The 16,712-nt window shown below is 36.3% G+C and carries 17 protein-coding genes; 13 read left to right on the forward strand and 4 right to left on the reverse strand.

Features of this window, described 5'->3' with window-relative positions:
• Positions 1-201 precede the first annotated feature (201 nt).
• Entirely contained in the window at positions 202-1,809 is a 1,608-nt protein-coding gene (locus GM298_RS10120) for a TIGR04141 family sporadically distributed protein (protein WP_266154056.1), read from the reverse strand.
• A gap of 918 nt (positions 1,810-2,727) precedes the next feature.
• Between GM298_RS10120 and GM298_RS10125 the strand changes: the two genes are divergently transcribed.
• The 6 genes from GM298_RS10125 (at position 2,728) to GM298_RS10150 (ending at position 9,654) form a co-directional block, all read left to right on the forward strand.
• Positions 2,728-3,189 (forward strand): hypothetical protein, encoded by a 462-nt coding sequence (locus GM298_RS10125; protein ID WP_266154057.1) that lies wholly within the window; start codon positions 2,728-2,730, stop codon positions 3,187-3,189.
• Between the two features lie 10 nt (positions 3,190-3,199).
• Positions 3,200-4,336 (forward strand): PAAR domain-containing protein, encoded by a 1,137-nt coding sequence (locus GM298_RS10130; protein WP_266154058.1) that lies wholly within the window; start codon positions 3,200-3,202, stop codon positions 4,334-4,336.
• A gap of 917 nt (positions 4,337-5,253) precedes the next feature.
• Positions 5,254-7,161, forward strand: a complete 1,908-nt coding sequence (locus GM298_RS10135) for a DUF262 domain-containing protein (protein ID WP_004200805.1) — start codon at positions 5,254-5,256, stop codon at positions 7,159-7,161.
• On the forward strand, positions 7,161-8,312 hold the full coding sequence (locus GM298_RS10140; RefSeq protein WP_004200803.1) for a DUF3696 domain-containing protein: 1,152 nt from the start codon (positions 7,161-7,163) through the stop codon (positions 8,310-8,312). Before GM298_RS10135 ends, GM298_RS10140 begins: the two co-directional genes overlap by 1 nt.
• Before the next feature lie 9 nt (positions 8,313-8,321).
• Complete coding sequence (locus GM298_RS10145) at positions 8,322-9,218, forward strand: hypothetical protein (RefSeq protein WP_004200802.1); 897 nt, start codon at positions 8,322-8,324, stop codon at positions 9,216-9,218.
• Positions 9,219-9,267: 49 nt separating this feature from the next.
• Positions 9,268-9,654 carry a hypothetical protein gene (locus GM298_RS10150; protein ID WP_004200801.1) on the forward strand — a complete coding sequence of 129 codons (387 nt, stop codon included), beginning with the start codon at positions 9,268-9,270 and terminating at the stop codon, positions 9,652-9,654.
• A 45-nt stretch (positions 9,655-9,699) separates the two neighbouring features.
• On the opposite strand, the gene GM298_RS10155 is transcribed toward GM298_RS10150, so the two are convergent.
• Positions 9,700-9,975, reverse strand: coding sequence for a hypothetical protein (locus GM298_RS10155; RefSeq protein WP_131405558.1), 276 nt, complete (start codon positions 9,973-9,975; stop codon positions 9,700-9,702).
• 230 nt (positions 9,976-10,205) lie between these two features.
• Here GM298_RS10155 and GM298_RS10160 point away from each other — a divergent pair, with 230 nt between their 5' ends.
• The 7 genes from GM298_RS10160 to GM298_RS10190 all read left to right on the forward strand — a co-directional run bounded on the left by GM298_RS10160 (position 10,206) and on the right by GM298_RS10190 (position 15,720).
• Positions 10,206-11,216 carry an HNH endonuclease gene (locus GM298_RS10160; RefSeq protein WP_004200800.1) on the forward strand — a complete coding sequence of 337 codons (1,011 nt, stop codon included), beginning with the start codon at positions 10,206-10,208 and terminating at the stop codon, positions 11,214-11,216.
• 517 nt (positions 11,217-11,733) lie between these two features.
• Positions 11,734-12,498 (forward strand): DUF4760 domain-containing protein, encoded by a 765-nt coding sequence (locus GM298_RS10165; protein ID WP_004200799.1) that lies wholly within the window; start codon positions 11,734-11,736, stop codon positions 12,496-12,498.
• On the forward strand, positions 12,483-12,698 hold the full coding sequence (locus GM298_RS10170; protein ID WP_004200798.1) for a hypothetical protein: 216 nt from the start codon (positions 12,483-12,485) through the stop codon (positions 12,696-12,698). Before GM298_RS10165 ends, GM298_RS10170 begins: the two co-directional genes overlap by 16 nt.
• Before the next feature lie 207 nt (positions 12,699-12,905).
• Complete coding sequence (locus GM298_RS10175) at positions 12,906-13,343, forward strand: hypothetical protein (protein WP_025403889.1); 438 nt, start codon at positions 12,906-12,908, stop codon at positions 13,341-13,343.
• Positions 13,312-14,484 carry a relaxase/mobilization nuclease domain-containing protein gene (locus GM298_RS10180; RefSeq protein WP_266154059.1) on the forward strand — a complete coding sequence of 391 codons (1,173 nt, stop codon included), beginning with the start codon at positions 13,312-13,314 and terminating at the stop codon, positions 14,482-14,484. The genes GM298_RS10175 and GM298_RS10180 overlap by 32 nt, the downstream gene beginning before the upstream one ends.
• Positions 14,485-15,045: 561 nt before the next feature.
• A complete protein-coding gene (locus tag GM298_RS10185; protein WP_047075949.1) occupies positions 15,046-15,432 on the forward strand; it encodes a hypothetical protein in 387 nt (128 codons plus the stop codon).
• Between the two features lie 24 nt (positions 15,433-15,456).
• Positions 15,457-15,720 (forward strand): cell wall-binding protein, encoded by a 264-nt coding sequence (locus GM298_RS10190; protein ID WP_071606117.1) that lies wholly within the window; start codon positions 15,457-15,459, stop codon positions 15,718-15,720.
• Positions 15,721-15,760: 40 nt separating this feature from the next.
• Here GM298_RS10190 and GM298_RS10195 read toward each other — a convergent pair whose 3' ends face one another.
• Positions 15,761-16,189: a hypothetical protein gene (locus GM298_RS10195; RefSeq protein WP_004200791.1), complete on the reverse strand. Its 429-nt coding sequence runs from the start codon at positions 16,187-16,189 to the stop codon at positions 15,761-15,763.
• 94 nt (positions 16,190-16,283) lie between these two features.
• On the reverse strand, positions 16,284-16,682 hold the full coding sequence (locus GM298_RS10200) for a hypothetical protein (protein ID WP_004200789.1): 399 nt from the start codon (positions 16,680-16,682) through the stop codon (positions 16,284-16,286).
• Positions 16,683-16,712 lie beyond the last annotated feature (30 nt).

A 16,712-nucleotide genomic window follows, 5' to 3' on the forward strand; every position in this document is an offset into this window, starting at 1 on the left:
AATTCCCTATCAGCGACATTAGTAACACTCCCTGATGCCGTTCATGCATCTGTATTATGAGGGCCCTCTTAAGCAGTAGCATTGCGCGCTATTGACCAAGTGTTTTCCTTCATTAAAATACCCGCTCGAATCATAAGACGTTGAAAATAATAAAACACCAAGAGAAATAAAATAGAGAAATAACTTAGCAATATATAAGATTTACTTAGACTTAAACTTCTTGAGCTTCTCAAGAATAGGATCCACTTTCACTTGTGCTATTTTAATTGTAAAACCCAAATTCTCCAGAGATCTTACAGTGTTTTTTAAAGTTATCTTAGAAAACAATGGTAGTTTATTTGGTATGGGTCGGTTAATAGCAATTGCATAAATAACCACGAACTTTTGAGTATCTGGTCTCTTATTAACATCCTTAAGTTTAATTTCATCTGGAAGTAATTTATTTAATTTAGTACGAAATTCCGGATCGCTTACGAATAACTCCAGGGAAACATAGGCTTGTGCAAATAAATGACTTAATGTACTAGAGCTTCTATAATATTTAACATGAATAAACTCACTCCCTTTACGCAAAATATCCGCAAATTCAAACTTACTTCCTTTTCCGCCATGATAGATTAATTTTTTATCCAAAACAAGGCAATCTTCAAGGCTTTCACAAACAAATTCATTATATTGTTCTTCTCGCTCATGATTGTAAAGAGGCAGCTCTATGTCATAAGGCATGAGATTTTTTAGTGCTCTGTCAACTGATGCAACAAAGTCGATATTAACTGTATACCAAGTACCGTTCCTAAGAATATAAAGCTCATCATTACTAGTAACTTCCGCATATAAGCAATTATATGCTGACCAAGAGTCATAGGTAGTTTCATTCTCTTTAATAATATGTATATTAATTCTTTTTAACGAGTCACAACTTAAAATTTGACCTGTAGAATTGATATAATCCTTGAGAATATCAAAAGATAATGTTTGATGTATTGGTGCCCTCGAAGAAACACGTCCAATGACATATCCGATTTGTAAGGACCAATCAACTAATTCAGGCTCACCTATCCAAAAGTTGTCATTTTTATTATCATCGATCAAGCGTTCATTAAGCTCAAGTTCAAGTACATCACAAAGCATTTTATCTTTTACTTTGCTAATATTATCAATCCATTCAAATTCTTTAGGCAACTTACTTTTGAATCTCGCCAGAGCTTCTTCTAGAATGCTTCGTATGGAATTAATGCCTAACGGCGGAATAATAGTCAGAGAATCTTTCCCAGTAACAATTTCACCAAATATTTCAACATTAGACTTTCCAGTTAATGTAGATAAAATTTCCAATTCGGAATCTATATTAAGTGAGGATATATCGACTTCTTTTGCTGATTGATTCCTGGTGTTTAAGGGTGAGTCCTGATAATTACTCTTATCAAGACTCTTTAGCTTATCAGGATCTACTGAATTCAATGTTACTCTTAATCCAAAATCTCTTTCTATACTATCTTTTTTTACTTTATGATGGCCACCACCAAAAGTCATGAGAAAGAGATATCCATTGAAAGATAAGACTATTACAGCACTTTCACTCTGACACTTAGAAAAATCCTCATAGGTCACATTACTTTGAGAGCCAATTATATAATTAACCCAGTCAGGGTATTTCGCCTGCCTAGGCTGATGAATGTATATAAATGACTCAGTATCAGGTATATCTAATGGTATCGCCCGCTTCATTCTATCAAGATCTAGAATATGATTGTGGTCAACGATACCCTTTTTGACTAAAAATATGGATAATCTCTGTTTCATTGCCATTAATTCCTTGACCATGACAATTATTCATTACAGCAAAAACAAACTAATGTCAATGCTGAATAATGTATTTAAGGATAATATGTGATATATTTAAAAATCAATCCTGCGCTAAGCAAAAACTCAATATATTATGATAGGATAAAAAACATTTTCAGATGAAAATACTATGTATTTAGCCTTTTGCAAAACCATCAGGTGAATCAGGCAATCCAATCAAGATAATCAGCTTACCCTCGACACAACAACTTATTGTTATCCAGATGTTGAGATGCATGGATATATATGCAGCGCACATATTTTACGCTCCGACTGATTTAGCTGATGCTTCATCGCTTCATAATCCTGAATCAACAGACTTTCCGCATTTCATCGTTCTAAATCCATGCGCACTAATTTTTGTTATGTTTCCTATCTCAAGGTTTTAAAACACTATTTACAATGTGTTCACTCATGCCCTTCATTGCGTCACGATCGGCTTAAAGAGGAGCTTTTTATCATAAATTATTTTCTCAAACTATTCAGATAACAACCTAGCTTGTAGGTTAAGCAGAACTATATGTTCCCTTTTCGTATTCATGCGACGGCAGGAGTAACGTGCGTCTTTTATTTCTTCTTACGCTTGTTGTGCCGCTGGCTCTACTGTCAGACCGCGCCCACGCAGTGATCACATTAACCCTGACAGACGAACAGGGGACAGACAACGCGAAGGTGTGTATCTACAGCAACACAAACCTTACGGAGACAGTGACGATCAGACCGTCCGAACAGTGCAAATACACCATGACATTCAAGGAAGACTAACTCCCTTTACGGGTTGTTACGAAACACCGTTTCGCTTAAGTCAAATACTTTTTGTTAATGTGGTTATTGTTTGTAAAATAGCCACTTAAATTATTTCCATAGCAAGTAGAGGGATCTATGAAGCAGTACACCAACGAACTTACACCAGAAATGCTGGCAGATTTTGACCAGTCACCATTTACAGCCGAACAACTCGCCGGAATGAACGACGAAGCCCGTTCTCTCATCGAAAAACAAAACGCCTACAATCTCGCTCATCCCGTAACAGCTGCTTACCTGATCGCTACAGAGGGCAGCTTGACATGTAATGGAGGGAAAGTTTTCAGTGAATATAACGGACGGCAGATCAAACTGGATGACGGCACAATGCTAAACGTGTCTCGTGTTGGCGATGAAGTGCGTTACCCAGATGGAACGACCGCGAAGATCACCACTGGTGCGGGAAACACACCAGGCGAATCTATTGCCCTTGTTGGTAGCTCGCTGGATAACGGCGATGAAATTATTAGCTGCCCACAAAATGCCGGAAGAAGGGTAGTCCGAGCAGGGGAATCGTTGCCAGAAAACTTTCTGAAATAAGGCGGTCACTATGGCATTGGTTAACAGAGGCTGCACAGTTCACGGTAAGAACGTTGGTCTGCACGGAGATAAAACTTCTACAGGTGCACAATGTATTGCCGCCCGCCCCGGTATGTCTGTTATGGGCTTGTGGAAACTCTACATCGGCGATAAGACCACTCCTTGCCCGAAATGCGGGAAAGTGGGGGTAATTGTAAGCGGAGATCCTCGCTGCTCAAATAGCGCCGCAGTCGCCGTGGATGGTGCGGAAATCCTCTGCGGTTGTCCACAGGGTACTAATTTTCTTATCGCTCCTGGCACCGTTGAGGTTAATACTCCTTCCTGGGCTATAGCGCCTGCAGAGCCAGTGCAGCACGCCCAGGCAGCGAAGAAGCAGAACAGCGTTACTGACACCTGCAAGCCAGAAGATAACTCGCTATTGAACGGCGTTTACATCTGGACTGAAATTACCGATGCAGGACACGCTTTCGTTTCCGTACATCAAGACAATTTGATTTATCTCTATACCTATGGTCGCTACGGCAGAACAGGCCCAGGGAATTTAACTGGTGACGGAATTTTAAACTTTCTGCAAGGTGAAGATGCGAGAGTTTACTATAGAGCAGAGCTGTACCGGATGGGCGCAAGAGCGTTTCGAATAGATGATGCTGATCCGACGAAAACAAGGCAGTTCTTTGAAGATCTTTGGAATAAGGGTGAACCAGCGATTCGCACATCGGAAATGAAAGAAACAACCCAACGCAGAGGCCGCACAATTGATGAGTACGACGTAACAGGAAACAACTGTACCACTCACTCTGTTGAAGGGATTAAGTTTGCTGGTTCAAGGGTATTCGAGCACAACTACACATCTACTACGACGCAGATTCCTATCGAATCCGAAGAAGATTTCACAATCCCTGTCTCATTGCAGCGTTATCTTGAGTCAAAAAGCTCTGACTTTTCATCAATGACAGTTGTTGAAATGACAACCGAGTTTAAAAAAATGTACCCCAACATGGACAATTTACCGCGCTACCAGGAGTCGCCAAAGGGGAAAGTTCAGCACATTGCCGCCGAAGCCGCTGCAACTGGCGATTCATTATCACAGTATTCCAGCGGTACTTTTGGCGGTGTATTAGGTGGATCTTATGACGTTGACGAATAGGACTAAAACCATTCTCCGATGGGGAGGGATTTGCATTGTCAGCATGGGTTACTTCCTCGGACTGTTTGTAGCCTCGCAAGCATTCGCGGTTTTCTCTGAAAATCAGACTCTTGTCTCAAATCCTGTTCCATTGAGAGAGTATTACCAAGCGGTTGATTCACTTGGTCAAGCTACAAGCGGTGTTTTAGATGCAGCAATTTATGGTTTCGTGATTTGCGTCCCTCTGATCCTGCTCATCTTCAAGAAAGTGAGATGACCATCAAAGGCTGGAGAGATCCAGCCTTTCCCCTCCTCACGGTTTTAAGACAATACAAGCCTAATGCCGTTGGAGGTAAGACAACGCGCGGAGCCGTTAGGCGACTTCACCAGGGAGTGTCAGATAGTGAAGTTTATCAGGATGACCATGTACCCGAAGGAGCGAGGCCGAATCGCTGGCAGAGCCTGCATTTCGTGTGCAGGTACGAACACCACCATAAACCTGTTTATTCCCTGCAACGTCATAGCATTCGAGTTCAGTCAGTGTTCAATCGGTACCTGTTTGACGCCTGGAACTACATGTCGCTATGAGTTAACATCCCAATTATCACTATCAACCACAGCGGCTTTTTCAAGGGACATAACAGAGCATTTCTTACAGGCAAAAGAAGCAGATTTTATTGGCCAACTAACTGTATAGTAAGGAATTTAGTGACTTGGTGCCGAAGGCCGGACTCGAACATCGCACTTACCTCATTGGTTTATATGTCATTTTCTGAATACAATATAATCAATACCATCATAAATACCATCACGCAACATAGTTATTTAACCGCATAACGCAATTTTTTATTGAAGTAAAGATAAAAATTGAACCAATACAAAAAGGATGGTATTCTACAGGATGGTTTTCAATTCTAACATGGATTTAGGAAGCACTAATGCTTAACTTTGAACAAGTGCTAAACGACATCGAAAATCTTCTTTTTGGCAAACAGTTACAGCCAATAAACCCTGCTACGCCCCCATTATGCATTATAAGCATTGATCGTGAAAACGGTAAATACAAAGTCTCCTCTAATTCTGAAACTAAGACACGTTCATTATCTGAGCTTGAAGCTATTTTTGCCAATTTAAATATTAGAGGTTTTTGTAATGTAGAGCAGGTACTTTACGGTAGTTCTTCGAGCAGGAACCAACCAGAAACAATTTTTGCTAACTTACCTTACATTCAACATTTTAAGTATGAAAAGAAAAAACATCTTTTATTACGTAGTCATAATGTCCATGACGCAGCAACCTTATCAGAAATTCAAGGTTCTGAGTTTAGAACAATAAGAAAAAAAATTGATAATTTTCTTAAACTGAATCTTGGAAAGATCTACGAGCAACAAATTTATTTAGTTAAAAGCCTTGACGAAGCTTACGAAACAGTTTTGAAAAAATATCCTTCAGAATTGGCGTCAAGAAAGGTTGAGAGCACTCTAAATAGATTTAAAGAGTTATCAGCAGAGATGGCAAACTCAGTTGTTACACTTGATAATAATATTCAATTGCCAACGTATAATGCTACCAACAATTCCACTCTGGAAGAGATTCTAGAGTCGTCCGAAACATATGGAGTTGATGATGGCGATAATAAGACAAGCTCTTCTGAAATAAAAACGCTACAAGCTAAATTAGGCGTAGCAAGAATAAGTTCAAAAACACCTGTTTTATCTTTAATATTTGATAGAGTTCAGTTTGGCGATATTGAACTACAACCTGATTTCCAAAGGAAAGATCGAATTTGGAATGATGAGAAAAAATCCAAATTGATTGAATCAATCCTTTTGAAACTACCATTACCAGTCTTCTATTTTGGGGAGCGAGTTTCAGATGAAAAATGGGTTGTTGTTGATGGTTTGCAACGTATTACTACAATATACGATTTTATCAGTGGTGAATTTAAGCTTTCAAAGCTTGAAATCTTGAATGATTTAAACGGTAAAAATTTTAGAGAACTATCACGAACTGAACAGCGATCAATAAGAGAATATGAGATCACGGCATACTTTATTGAAATGAATAAAGATAGCACAGATCTCATAGTTGAATTATTCCATCGTATAAATACATATGGAGTAAAATTAAGCGATCAAGAAATACGTTCTGCCCTTAATCAAGGATCAAGCGTAAAATTCTTACGTTACTTGGCTTCTAAATATGAGTTCAAACAAGCAACCCATGGAAAAGTGAAGCCTGATAGACAGAAAGATATGGAGCTTTGCCTCTCGGCTCTTGCATTTATAACTATTGGTTTTGAAAATTATAACTTCAATTCTTACGATAAGTTTTTATCAAGAGCAATGGAAATGCTGAACACCTACAAGTTAGATCTTTTGAATGAAAAAGAGATAGATTCAGGTAATGCATCCATATCCAAGGATAATTTTGAATATTCAAATATCGAAAAACGATATTTGAGAGCATTAAACCTTGCATCTGATGTTTTTGGCGATTTAGCCTTTATTAAAGATCCTGGCTCAAACTCTTCTCCCATAAGTAAACAACTTTATGAAGTAATAATTTATTACTTTTACAAACTATCTGATGAACAAGAAGTGATGCTTCTTAAAAATTCGGAAAAATTAGTAGATACTTTATATTCCGCTATTGAACGAAATGCAAGGGAGTATGCTCATTGGGACTCTCAAACTTATATTGAATTAGGACGAGGTTTCAAAGATTCTATTTCCACTTCAACCGGTAAGAAAATCACAATACTGTATAGATTCAATTCCTTTGCGAAAATTCTCAAACAAAGCACTGGTATTGTTTTAAAAGATATTAATAAGGACATCATGTAATGAATCAAATCAAGTCCATAAATCTGGAAAACTTTAAATCTTATAAAAATCAAACTTTCAACATTTCTGGACTCAATGTTTTTTGTGGCAATAATTCTGTGGGTAAAAGCACAGTAATGCAAGCTATAGCTATGATATTACAGTCTGATTTTGGTAGTAAAAGTGACTTAAAATTAAACGGTGACTTAATCAATATTGGTCGAATTAACGATGTCTTCAATGATTTTACCTCTGCTGAAGACAAGTTAAGCATAACAATTTCTACCAGCAACTGTGAGGTGCGTTGGGGTATCACAAAAGAAGATTCTACAATTATACGTAATGAACTCCCTTGTATTTCAGGTTTAGAGGATATTAAAACACTAAAAGATTTCGTTAATATAAGCAACTTCCAATATATTGAGGCTGAACGTATCGGTCCACGAGATAATATTCCCCTATCACAACATAATTTCCATAGTGATTGGTTAGGAAAAAAAGGGGAATATGTTATTGAAGTTTTAGATAATATAATGAATAAACAAGATAGACTGATACTGGACAATGAAAAACCCAATAAAGATGATCCACGAATTCATCATAAATTAAATAGTGTACGAGTTGCGAGCAACATTCAGGCATGGATGGACGAAATATCTCCAAATTATAAAATCCAGCCTAAATTAGAAGTTAATGCAAACATTGCTTATAACACAATACAGGCTGAGTCTGGAAAACAAACTAAACCCAAAAACATTGGTTTTGGTTATAGCTATGCTTTGAGTATTGTTTCAGCATTACTATTAGCAAAACCGGGCGAATTAGTAGTATTAGAAAACCCAGAAGCACATTTGCACCCCAGAGGACAAAGCTATATGGGTAGATTGATAGCTTACACTGCCCAAGCGGGAGTACAGGTATTGATAGAAACTCATAGCGATCATCTTCTCAACGGAATTCGTGTCGTCGCAAGAACATCTCCTGACTTTTCACCTGAACTAATTTCGTTATTTTATATTTCCCATGAGAATAATGAATCGACTGCAGAAAAGATAGCTATTGGCAAAGATGGAAAACTTTCAAGTTGGCCGAAAGGATTCTTTGACCAGCAATCAATTGATATGTATACAATTATGACAGGCTCTTTTGATACCCCTGACTCAATGAAATAAGGATATTCCATGAAAGCTGGTGTCTGCTTGTTCTTAGAAAGTTTCTCATTAGATAGGGGAGAAAAAATCATTCTCGAACAGCTATCTCATTTAAGAAGCTTGATGGCGAGAATGAATTCTGAATTCATAAAATTCTATAAATCAAATGAATATGATTGTAAATTAGCAACAATGTTTTATTCAACATCACCCGACATGGCTTGGATGATGGGGCAATTTTATGATATGGGTAAGATAGATACCTTACCAATGGATTGCGATAATTTACTGAAAATCATCAATAGTGTACCTCCTGTATACAATTCAAGAATGCTGTATATGTATAACAGTATTGATAATACTATCGTTACAGAAAATAGACAATCAACTGTATTAAATGAAAAAGAATTAGTCATCATTTGTCGTAATATACTCGATTCATTTCCGAGCGAATATATTGAGTATGGCAATAGTGTAAAAGATATATTCAAAAACTTGATATTTCTTGAGAATGAAGAACATCCTACTTTTAAGACATTCAATAGTATGAATAAAATCAAAGGTGGATTTGAAAACTTTATAAGAGGCATTACAGAGTTTCTATTTGTGGTAAATAATTACGAAGTTATACCACAAGACACATTTAAGAACATAAAACAAATGTCTGCATTATTAAGATATGAGTTATGTGAAGAAGGGGGGAAAAAATCTGAAAGAAAACAAGGTGAGCTGAATAGAGATTTCAAAATAGGAAATATAGTTTACAAAGATATAAACTGCGAGTTCCATTATAAACTTTCATATAAAGATGGGCAATTCAATAAAGGTACATATTATAATGACAATCGAATATATTTCGGTTTTTTCAATAGGATAGACCCGTCAAAACCAATGATTGCAGTCGCTCATATTGGTGAGCACCTATAAAACATTTCACTATATTTTGGTATAAACGTATGACAAAGGAACCGATGTTATGAATAACACCTCAAATTTTGTTATTTACAAAATTTACTTGCGTGATAAAGATGGGAGATCTCCGAAAGGAGAAGACACAATAATATATATAATATACGATGTTTATGGTAGCCGTGTTCATTCTCATCATATAAACAAAGAACTCGAAGCTTTAAGAGAATGTTACAACCTTAATCAAGGTAATATACCAGAGTATAATATCTCTCCAAAAAATGAAGATGGAAATGTGGATTGGTCTCTAAACGAAGTGACCGAAGTAATAAATACTACATCCTCTCATTGTGATATACTTGCTGTGGATGACAGTTATATTAAGAATACTATTTTAAAATTCTTTATTAAAAATATAAAAAAGAACGACAAGGATAAGGGACCGAGTGTTTAATTTATTTCTCCTCAGTGCATTTAACTGAGGAGAATTCATTATGACTCACAATCTGTTTAACCTGGAAAACCATGATGAAAACTCTTCCAAATCAGACGCAGGTTTTTTGCAACCGAATATTGTTTTCTCTCTATATTGTAGTTCATAACATCTCCCACTAACAGTTATTAACTCATTTTCATTCTCAATATATCCATATGATATAGGCACATCGGAAGAAATAGAAGAAATAAATTGATATAATGCTTCACACTTCTCTTTTGATAACTCTAAATAAATAGCCTTTCTATTTTTTATGTCAGTTATTTCCAACCACCACATACTTACCTCCTCATGATTTTTTATTTCATAATTATCACAGATTTTTCATATGTCAAATCTGTTAATTCATTATATTTAAATAAATCAAAAAATAATTACATTAGAGTTGACATTTGATTTTAAGTTAAAAATATTGACTTTGGCGGCAAAGTGGCACATTATTTATAAAATAGCACCAATATTTCTCATCATACTTAAAAAACACATTTTCATTAACATTAGGAATATTCATGGAAGATTTCGAATGGTTGAACTGTTATGACATCTTATTTGCATGTGAATTAACACATGAAAAATTTATAAATAATAAGGGTCCATGCAGATTTTGCAAAAAAAGTGAACCTCAAACATCATTTACAAAACTATCACACGTTGTCCCTGAGTTTTTAGGTAATAAATATCTTTTCTCTTTAGATGAATGTGATACCTGCAATCAAGAGTTTGGCAACACTATAGAAACAGATTTGGCAAATTTCATTGGTATACACAGGACATTAACAGCCCTTCATGGTAAAAATGGCGTACCTAAAAAACATTTCCAGAAAGAAAAGGAAAAAATCTATGTCGGAAAAAACAAAATACTTGAGGTAGTTGCACATAAAGATAGCCCTGTCATAAAATTAGATAAAAAAAACAAGTCTATCCGAATAGATTCTTTAAAATCTCCCTATTATCCCTTTGGCGTATATAAGGCATTAAATAAAATTGCACTCTCTTTGATTCCAGAATCATATCTTGATGAGTTTTCACTGCTACTAAACTGGATAAATGATAAACATAATAGTCCTATTTTTATAACCCCTGCAATCATGCAGGCATTTTATACATTTGTTCCAGGATTCACACCTTTTCCTGCGATTAACATTCTTTTAATCAAAAGAAAAGACCATGTTTTTAACATGCCATATATGATTTTTAGAATTTGTTTCAAAAACTTCATTTATCAGATACCCTTAATCCGAAATAAAAATGATCTTCCACATATCGGAGAAATGCATGAAAAAGTTTCTATGCATTTAATACCTAACTATCATGATTTTTGCGAGCGAAAAGTACTTTTTGGCTCCTCACAAAGCAAAGTACTTGATTTATCAAAATCTGAAAAAATAAAATCAGAAAAGGAATCTTTTGAATTTTCATTCCAAGACATGCTGCCTTTAGTGAAAGATGGAATGACAATAAGCCATAGTGGGGAAGCAATTTATGACAAGCTTGCAATCGAAGCTAATGATGAGTCCTGATTGACATTATACCTATATTGTGTATAGTTGGTCTGTTGCTGGGGCACTCTTCTACTGGATTTGATCACCGTTGGTAATTTGGCCATTGGGGTTAAATGCCTTATAGAAGGTACTTCAACGTGAAAATCACTAATAAATCTAACGTCGTTCCTGTTCGTCAGTATCAACGTTATCGTTTTGAAAGATGGGAAACGGTTTGCAAGCATTTCCGCTCTCGTCCTAAACGTTAGTGAACTCAGTGCCCCAGTAACTTCGTCTTATCGACCAGACAGAATAGCAATGAATCATAGCTTCTTTATTATCAAATAGTTATCAATTTAGTAGTGCCCCCACCCCACTCGTCACCCTATTGACAAAAGCCATCTTTTATGATAAAAGTTTGTATACCTTAATAGGAGTATCGCTTATGAAAACTACATTGATGACATACAAACCTGAAGCAGAAGATGTAGACGTTTTCTAACCTTTATAGAAATTTTAAAAACAGGGCTAAGGCCCTGTTTTTTTTGGAGTAAAAATGGATTTTGTGTGCAAATTTGCTGATGAGATGATTTCATGTGCAGATCATGCTCCAGATGGTTTCATTGTAACAGTACTGCTATTCCTTGTTAAATACCTACCAGCACTAACACCAATAGTTGCCTTTACTGCTGCAGGAATAGCTTTGAAAAGCTACAACAGGCAACGCCGTCTTCATCAAGAGAAATTGTCTTTCGATTTTGAATTCTTTTACCAAAATGATTCTGAATTGAAAAAGCATAAGGCAAACCTGACACTTCTTTATAAAAGTCATAAAAAGGGTGAGCTTGACCTTAAATATTTCGCTAATGTGAACCCAGATAATGAATACAGTAAATCAATCATGTTTGTCCTTAACACATGGGAACGATGCGCCCATGCTATAAAAGAAGGATTATATGATGAAGATTACTTATATAATGTTTTTCATATCGTAGCTCTAAGAGCTTATACGATTCTAGAGCCTTATATTGATGAAAGACGTTCACAGACGGGCAATGAAGAAGTATATATTGATTTCAGATGGTTAGCCGAAAGCTGGAAAATTCGTCGTATAATAAATAGTTATAACGAAGAAACTGACAATACAAACAAACTAATTTCCAAGGCTTCAAACGAAAGCCATAAATGGAACAAAATAAATAATTATTTGATTTTAAATCACAAAAGAAAGTACAAACAAATCAAGACTCTTTTAAATACCCAAAAATTATTATCCAAAAGAAAAAAGAAAGCAGGATGGTTAAAATGGTTGATAAAATAAAAGCCCAAAGTAAAATAATGACTATTTTTAATAATGACAAGTATAGCACTGATGAGGAAAAGATAGCTGTAATCACAGCACTTGGTGAATTAAAAACAAAAGAAGCTTACTTATCACTAATTAAGATCTATGAGGAATCAAATAAAACTAGTGAAATAAAGATAGCTACGATCATGGCTATAGCAAAATGTGCCACATGAGATATACAACAAGCAAGAGCTAATTTATAGAAGCGGTTGCACCGTTCTATAAAGCTCTTGCTTTTCTTGCTTCCTTTCAGTCAGACAATAAAAGAAAATCAAAACAATCAAGCCTATAGATTGACAAAAAACTCATTCATTATATAAGTGATATATAAAGCATATGGATTATGCTTACCAATTAATATCATCTAAAATGGAGTTTATATGCATAAGATAAATTATACAGATAATATAGATCTATCCAAAATTTCCCGCCGTGGTAGTTTTAATAAAAGTAAAATTCCTTCAGAAGCAGTAAGAAGCTATTGTGTCAGTGTCCGATTGAATGTTGAAGAACTGCAACTCCTGAATATAAAGCGAGGCTCTTATAAAAAAGGAGAGTGGCTTCGTATGGCTTCCCTTCAAAAGTTGCCTCCTGTTATACCAACTATTAATACCAAAGCCTGGATAGCTTTAACTGACATATCACAAAAACTAAATCGAATTGCGATCCATATCGATGGTAAGAGCAAAGATAGCCAGCTTACTCATACAGAGCTTTTCGCTGTGAAGCGACAACTTGAAGAGCTTCGTCACAACTTGTTAAGAACAGATTTTTGGAGTGTCCCTCGTGAAGGGTATGCGGAAGATCAAGAGGGGTAAGAGCTTCGCTGGTGTTGTTCGTTATGTATTACAATCGGGAGCACACCACAAAAGTGATCCAGTCGTCATTGGCGGGAACATGTTAAGTGATTCAGCCGTTGAAATGATCGCTGAATTCGATAGCACCAAGCATCTTCGCCTAGATGTCGCAAAACCAGTTTGGCACAACTCACTTCGCTTACCCGACGGTGAAACACTAACGAATGAACAGTGGTCCATTATCGCAGATGACTACATGAAGAGGATGGGGTTCAGGGATACTCACCTTCGTTGCTATGTGCTTCATGACGACGATGGCCAGCACATACACATTATTGCAAGTCGCATAGATCTCAATGGTGGGAAGCTCTACTTGGGTAGGAACGAAAACCTCATCAGCACACAGATCATCAGTAAACTCGAAATCGCTCATGGCCTGACAGTGACCAAAACTGCATCTCCCCCCTCGCAAGTACAACCGAAGCGGAAGACAGTGTCCCGTAATGAGAAAATGCTATCGGAACGAACCGGGGTGCTTTCACCAAGAGAAGCTCTGCAGCAGATACTTGATAAAAGTTTATCTGATAAGCCGGACCTTCTAACTTTTATCAAGAGGCTGGAAGAAGCTGAAGTATCTTGGAAGGCCAATATTGCCTCTACCGGTAAAATGAACGGCTTCTCTTTCGAATACACAGGCATAGCTTTCAAAGCTTCACAATTGGGCAAGAGCTACTCCTGGGCAAATCTCAGTAATCGGCTTAACTACAACCCGGACCACTTAGAAGCTCTGCGAAGCGACATATCGATAAAAGACCAACCTGCTGCTCCTGCTCCTGCTCCTGCTCCTGCTCCTGCTCCTGCTCCTGCTCCTGCAACAGTGTTGAAAACCACTGAGAGAAAGGAAAGTATCGTTGAAAAAATTGCAGAACTGGAATTACGGCTTAGAGAAGACAAACGAAACGAAATCGTAGGAAAGATTCTTCAAAAAAATGCAGTACAACGGCAAAAGCATCTCAGATTCGTAGAGTGGCTTGCTTCCATAAAGCATTACATCGAGCTTCTGAGAAGCTTTGGTAAGACCATTCTTCACAAAACACACACGACCTTCTCAAATATCTACGCAATGAAACCTTTAAACAAAGCGATAAAAATTCGTTTATAGACAATCACTTGTATTGATTACTCTCAAACACTCTTAACTATACAGTAACTAATTTATATTATGTCAAGAAATTATTGATCGTTAATACAGATCGATAATCTAGTTATGATAGTTTTTACCTATCGTGATTCAAACATCGATCGGTACAAGTGATTTTACTAAAGATAATTATTCATCGAGAATCCCTGAAAAGAACCTGATGATTTTTAAACAATTTGTAGTATCAGGAACCTGTTGAATAAACGGAGTTTGTATGAGTAAAGAGACCATTAAGTGCCCGTTCTGCTTCAAAGAGAGTCCGTTCGGAGTTCGTGTCTGTATCGGCTGTCACGCAACAATAAATTATGGTGAACCTTCGGCCTGGTTAGCTTTACTCATAGGAATTGTGCTGTTAGTAATTGCTTTCTTCATATTCGCTATCAGTCAAAGTTTTATATTAACTGTCGTTATCTATTTTGCCTCAGCAATTTCTTTAAGATTTTATTTACGCAAGAAATTTGCCCACAGAGCCGTTTTCACACATAAAAGTTAACCCTGACCAAATATAATAAGGAAGATAGAATGAATAAATCTATTGTTACCGCCTTTTTCATTGCAATATTTTTAATTTCTGGCTGCTCAACATCCGGGAACCAACAAATTAAAAATGAAACTGCACAAAGTCTTCAGTCAAAGATCATTAAAAACAAGACTACTAAGAACGAGCTACTCGCTAAGTTAGGTGAACCAGATACAAGAACGACTCTTGATGATGGCAACGAGCAATGGAGATATTTTATGTATAACAATCAGTTCAATGCCTCGACTTTCATTCCTGTAGTTGGGCTACTAACTGGTGGTTCACAGACTCAGTCCAAAACTCTTGAAATAGATTTTAAAGGCGAAATTGTCAGCAAATGGACATTCTCTACTGATAATAATAATACAAAATCTGGCATTTTTCAGTAACATACTTAATCAGGATTAAGTCTAATGAAAATATCTTCGGTCCTTGCTGTTATTATTTCCGTATTTCTTCTTACTGCATGTAGTAGTGAGCCTTCCCAAGATGATATTTTTAAAGCTATGCGAAAATGGACTGGAAGCTATCTGACTTCAGTAAAAAAAGTAGATTGCACAAAAGAATCTGATAAAAGCTATAAGTGCAATATAATTATGGATATGAGCGGAACAAAGCAAGCTGGAACAGTTAAATTAATAAAATCAGATAATGGCTGGCAAGTAGGAAGTTATTAATAAAGAAAATTAGTAAAATGAAGCTCCCTTTCGGGAGCTTTTATAATCTAACATTTTTTACTCTAACGACTTCATGGGTTAGTTCTTTCTCTATTGCTTTTATCTCATATTGAGTTTTGATAGCTATAAAGATTTCTTCTGCTCGTTCTTGATTGTTATCAATATAGTTAACGAGAGAGTTTAGCTCCCTGATAACAGCTTCCTTATTATTTAATCGCTGTAACAAAGTACTTGTAAGACATTTGTATACAGAACTAAACATTGTCATAATGTTGTCTATGTTGCGATTAGAGCGAGTATAAAGTTTTTTGGGGTAGAAATACTTTAAGTGATAGCCAACAAAAAGCAGGTATAGCTGGTATGAGAAACTTTTATCGCCCGGCTGGTACCGTTTTGAGATATATTTATCAACGATAATAATAAGCTGCTCTTCCAGTGTTTCCACTGGAAAGTTGTGTTGTTTGTCCATAAATTGCATCCTTGCAAGTTAGTTTTGTCTTCCTGACTATATTTACAAATACCATATTAATATCACCTGTCAATAGATAAAACCTATCAAAATATTATTTTCTTGCTCTCTGTGGAAATTCTTCTTCAAGAATAGAAGCCAATATATTATGCCTGTAAGCATTTTCGTGCATTCTTTGAATCATAAGCAGTAAATTATTATTTTCATATTTTAGTGCCGAATTATCATTTTCAAGTCGTTCTATTCTTTTCGCCGCAAGGCTCAGGCTACCGGGTAACTTCGTATTTTGACGTTTAACCATACCAGATCTTTTTCTGGTCCTATACGCAACGACAATCTCACTATGCTGGCTTAATGCTTGCCGTGTAGGTACTTTACCTAAAATTTTTTTGCAAGCCACGCATAAAGAATCCCAAGTGAAATCAGGCTTACTCCAGGTTTCAATAAGTTTAACAATAGCTTTTATTTCTTTATCATAAAACTTTCTTGCCATATAATCTCCTCACATTAATATGTATTCAAT

The organism is Enterobacter sp. HSTU-ASh6, assembly GCF_026319105.1.
Taxonomy (GTDB): Bacteria; Pseudomonadota; Gammaproteobacteria; order Enterobacterales; family Enterobacteriaceae; genus Enterobacter; species Enterobacter sichuanensis.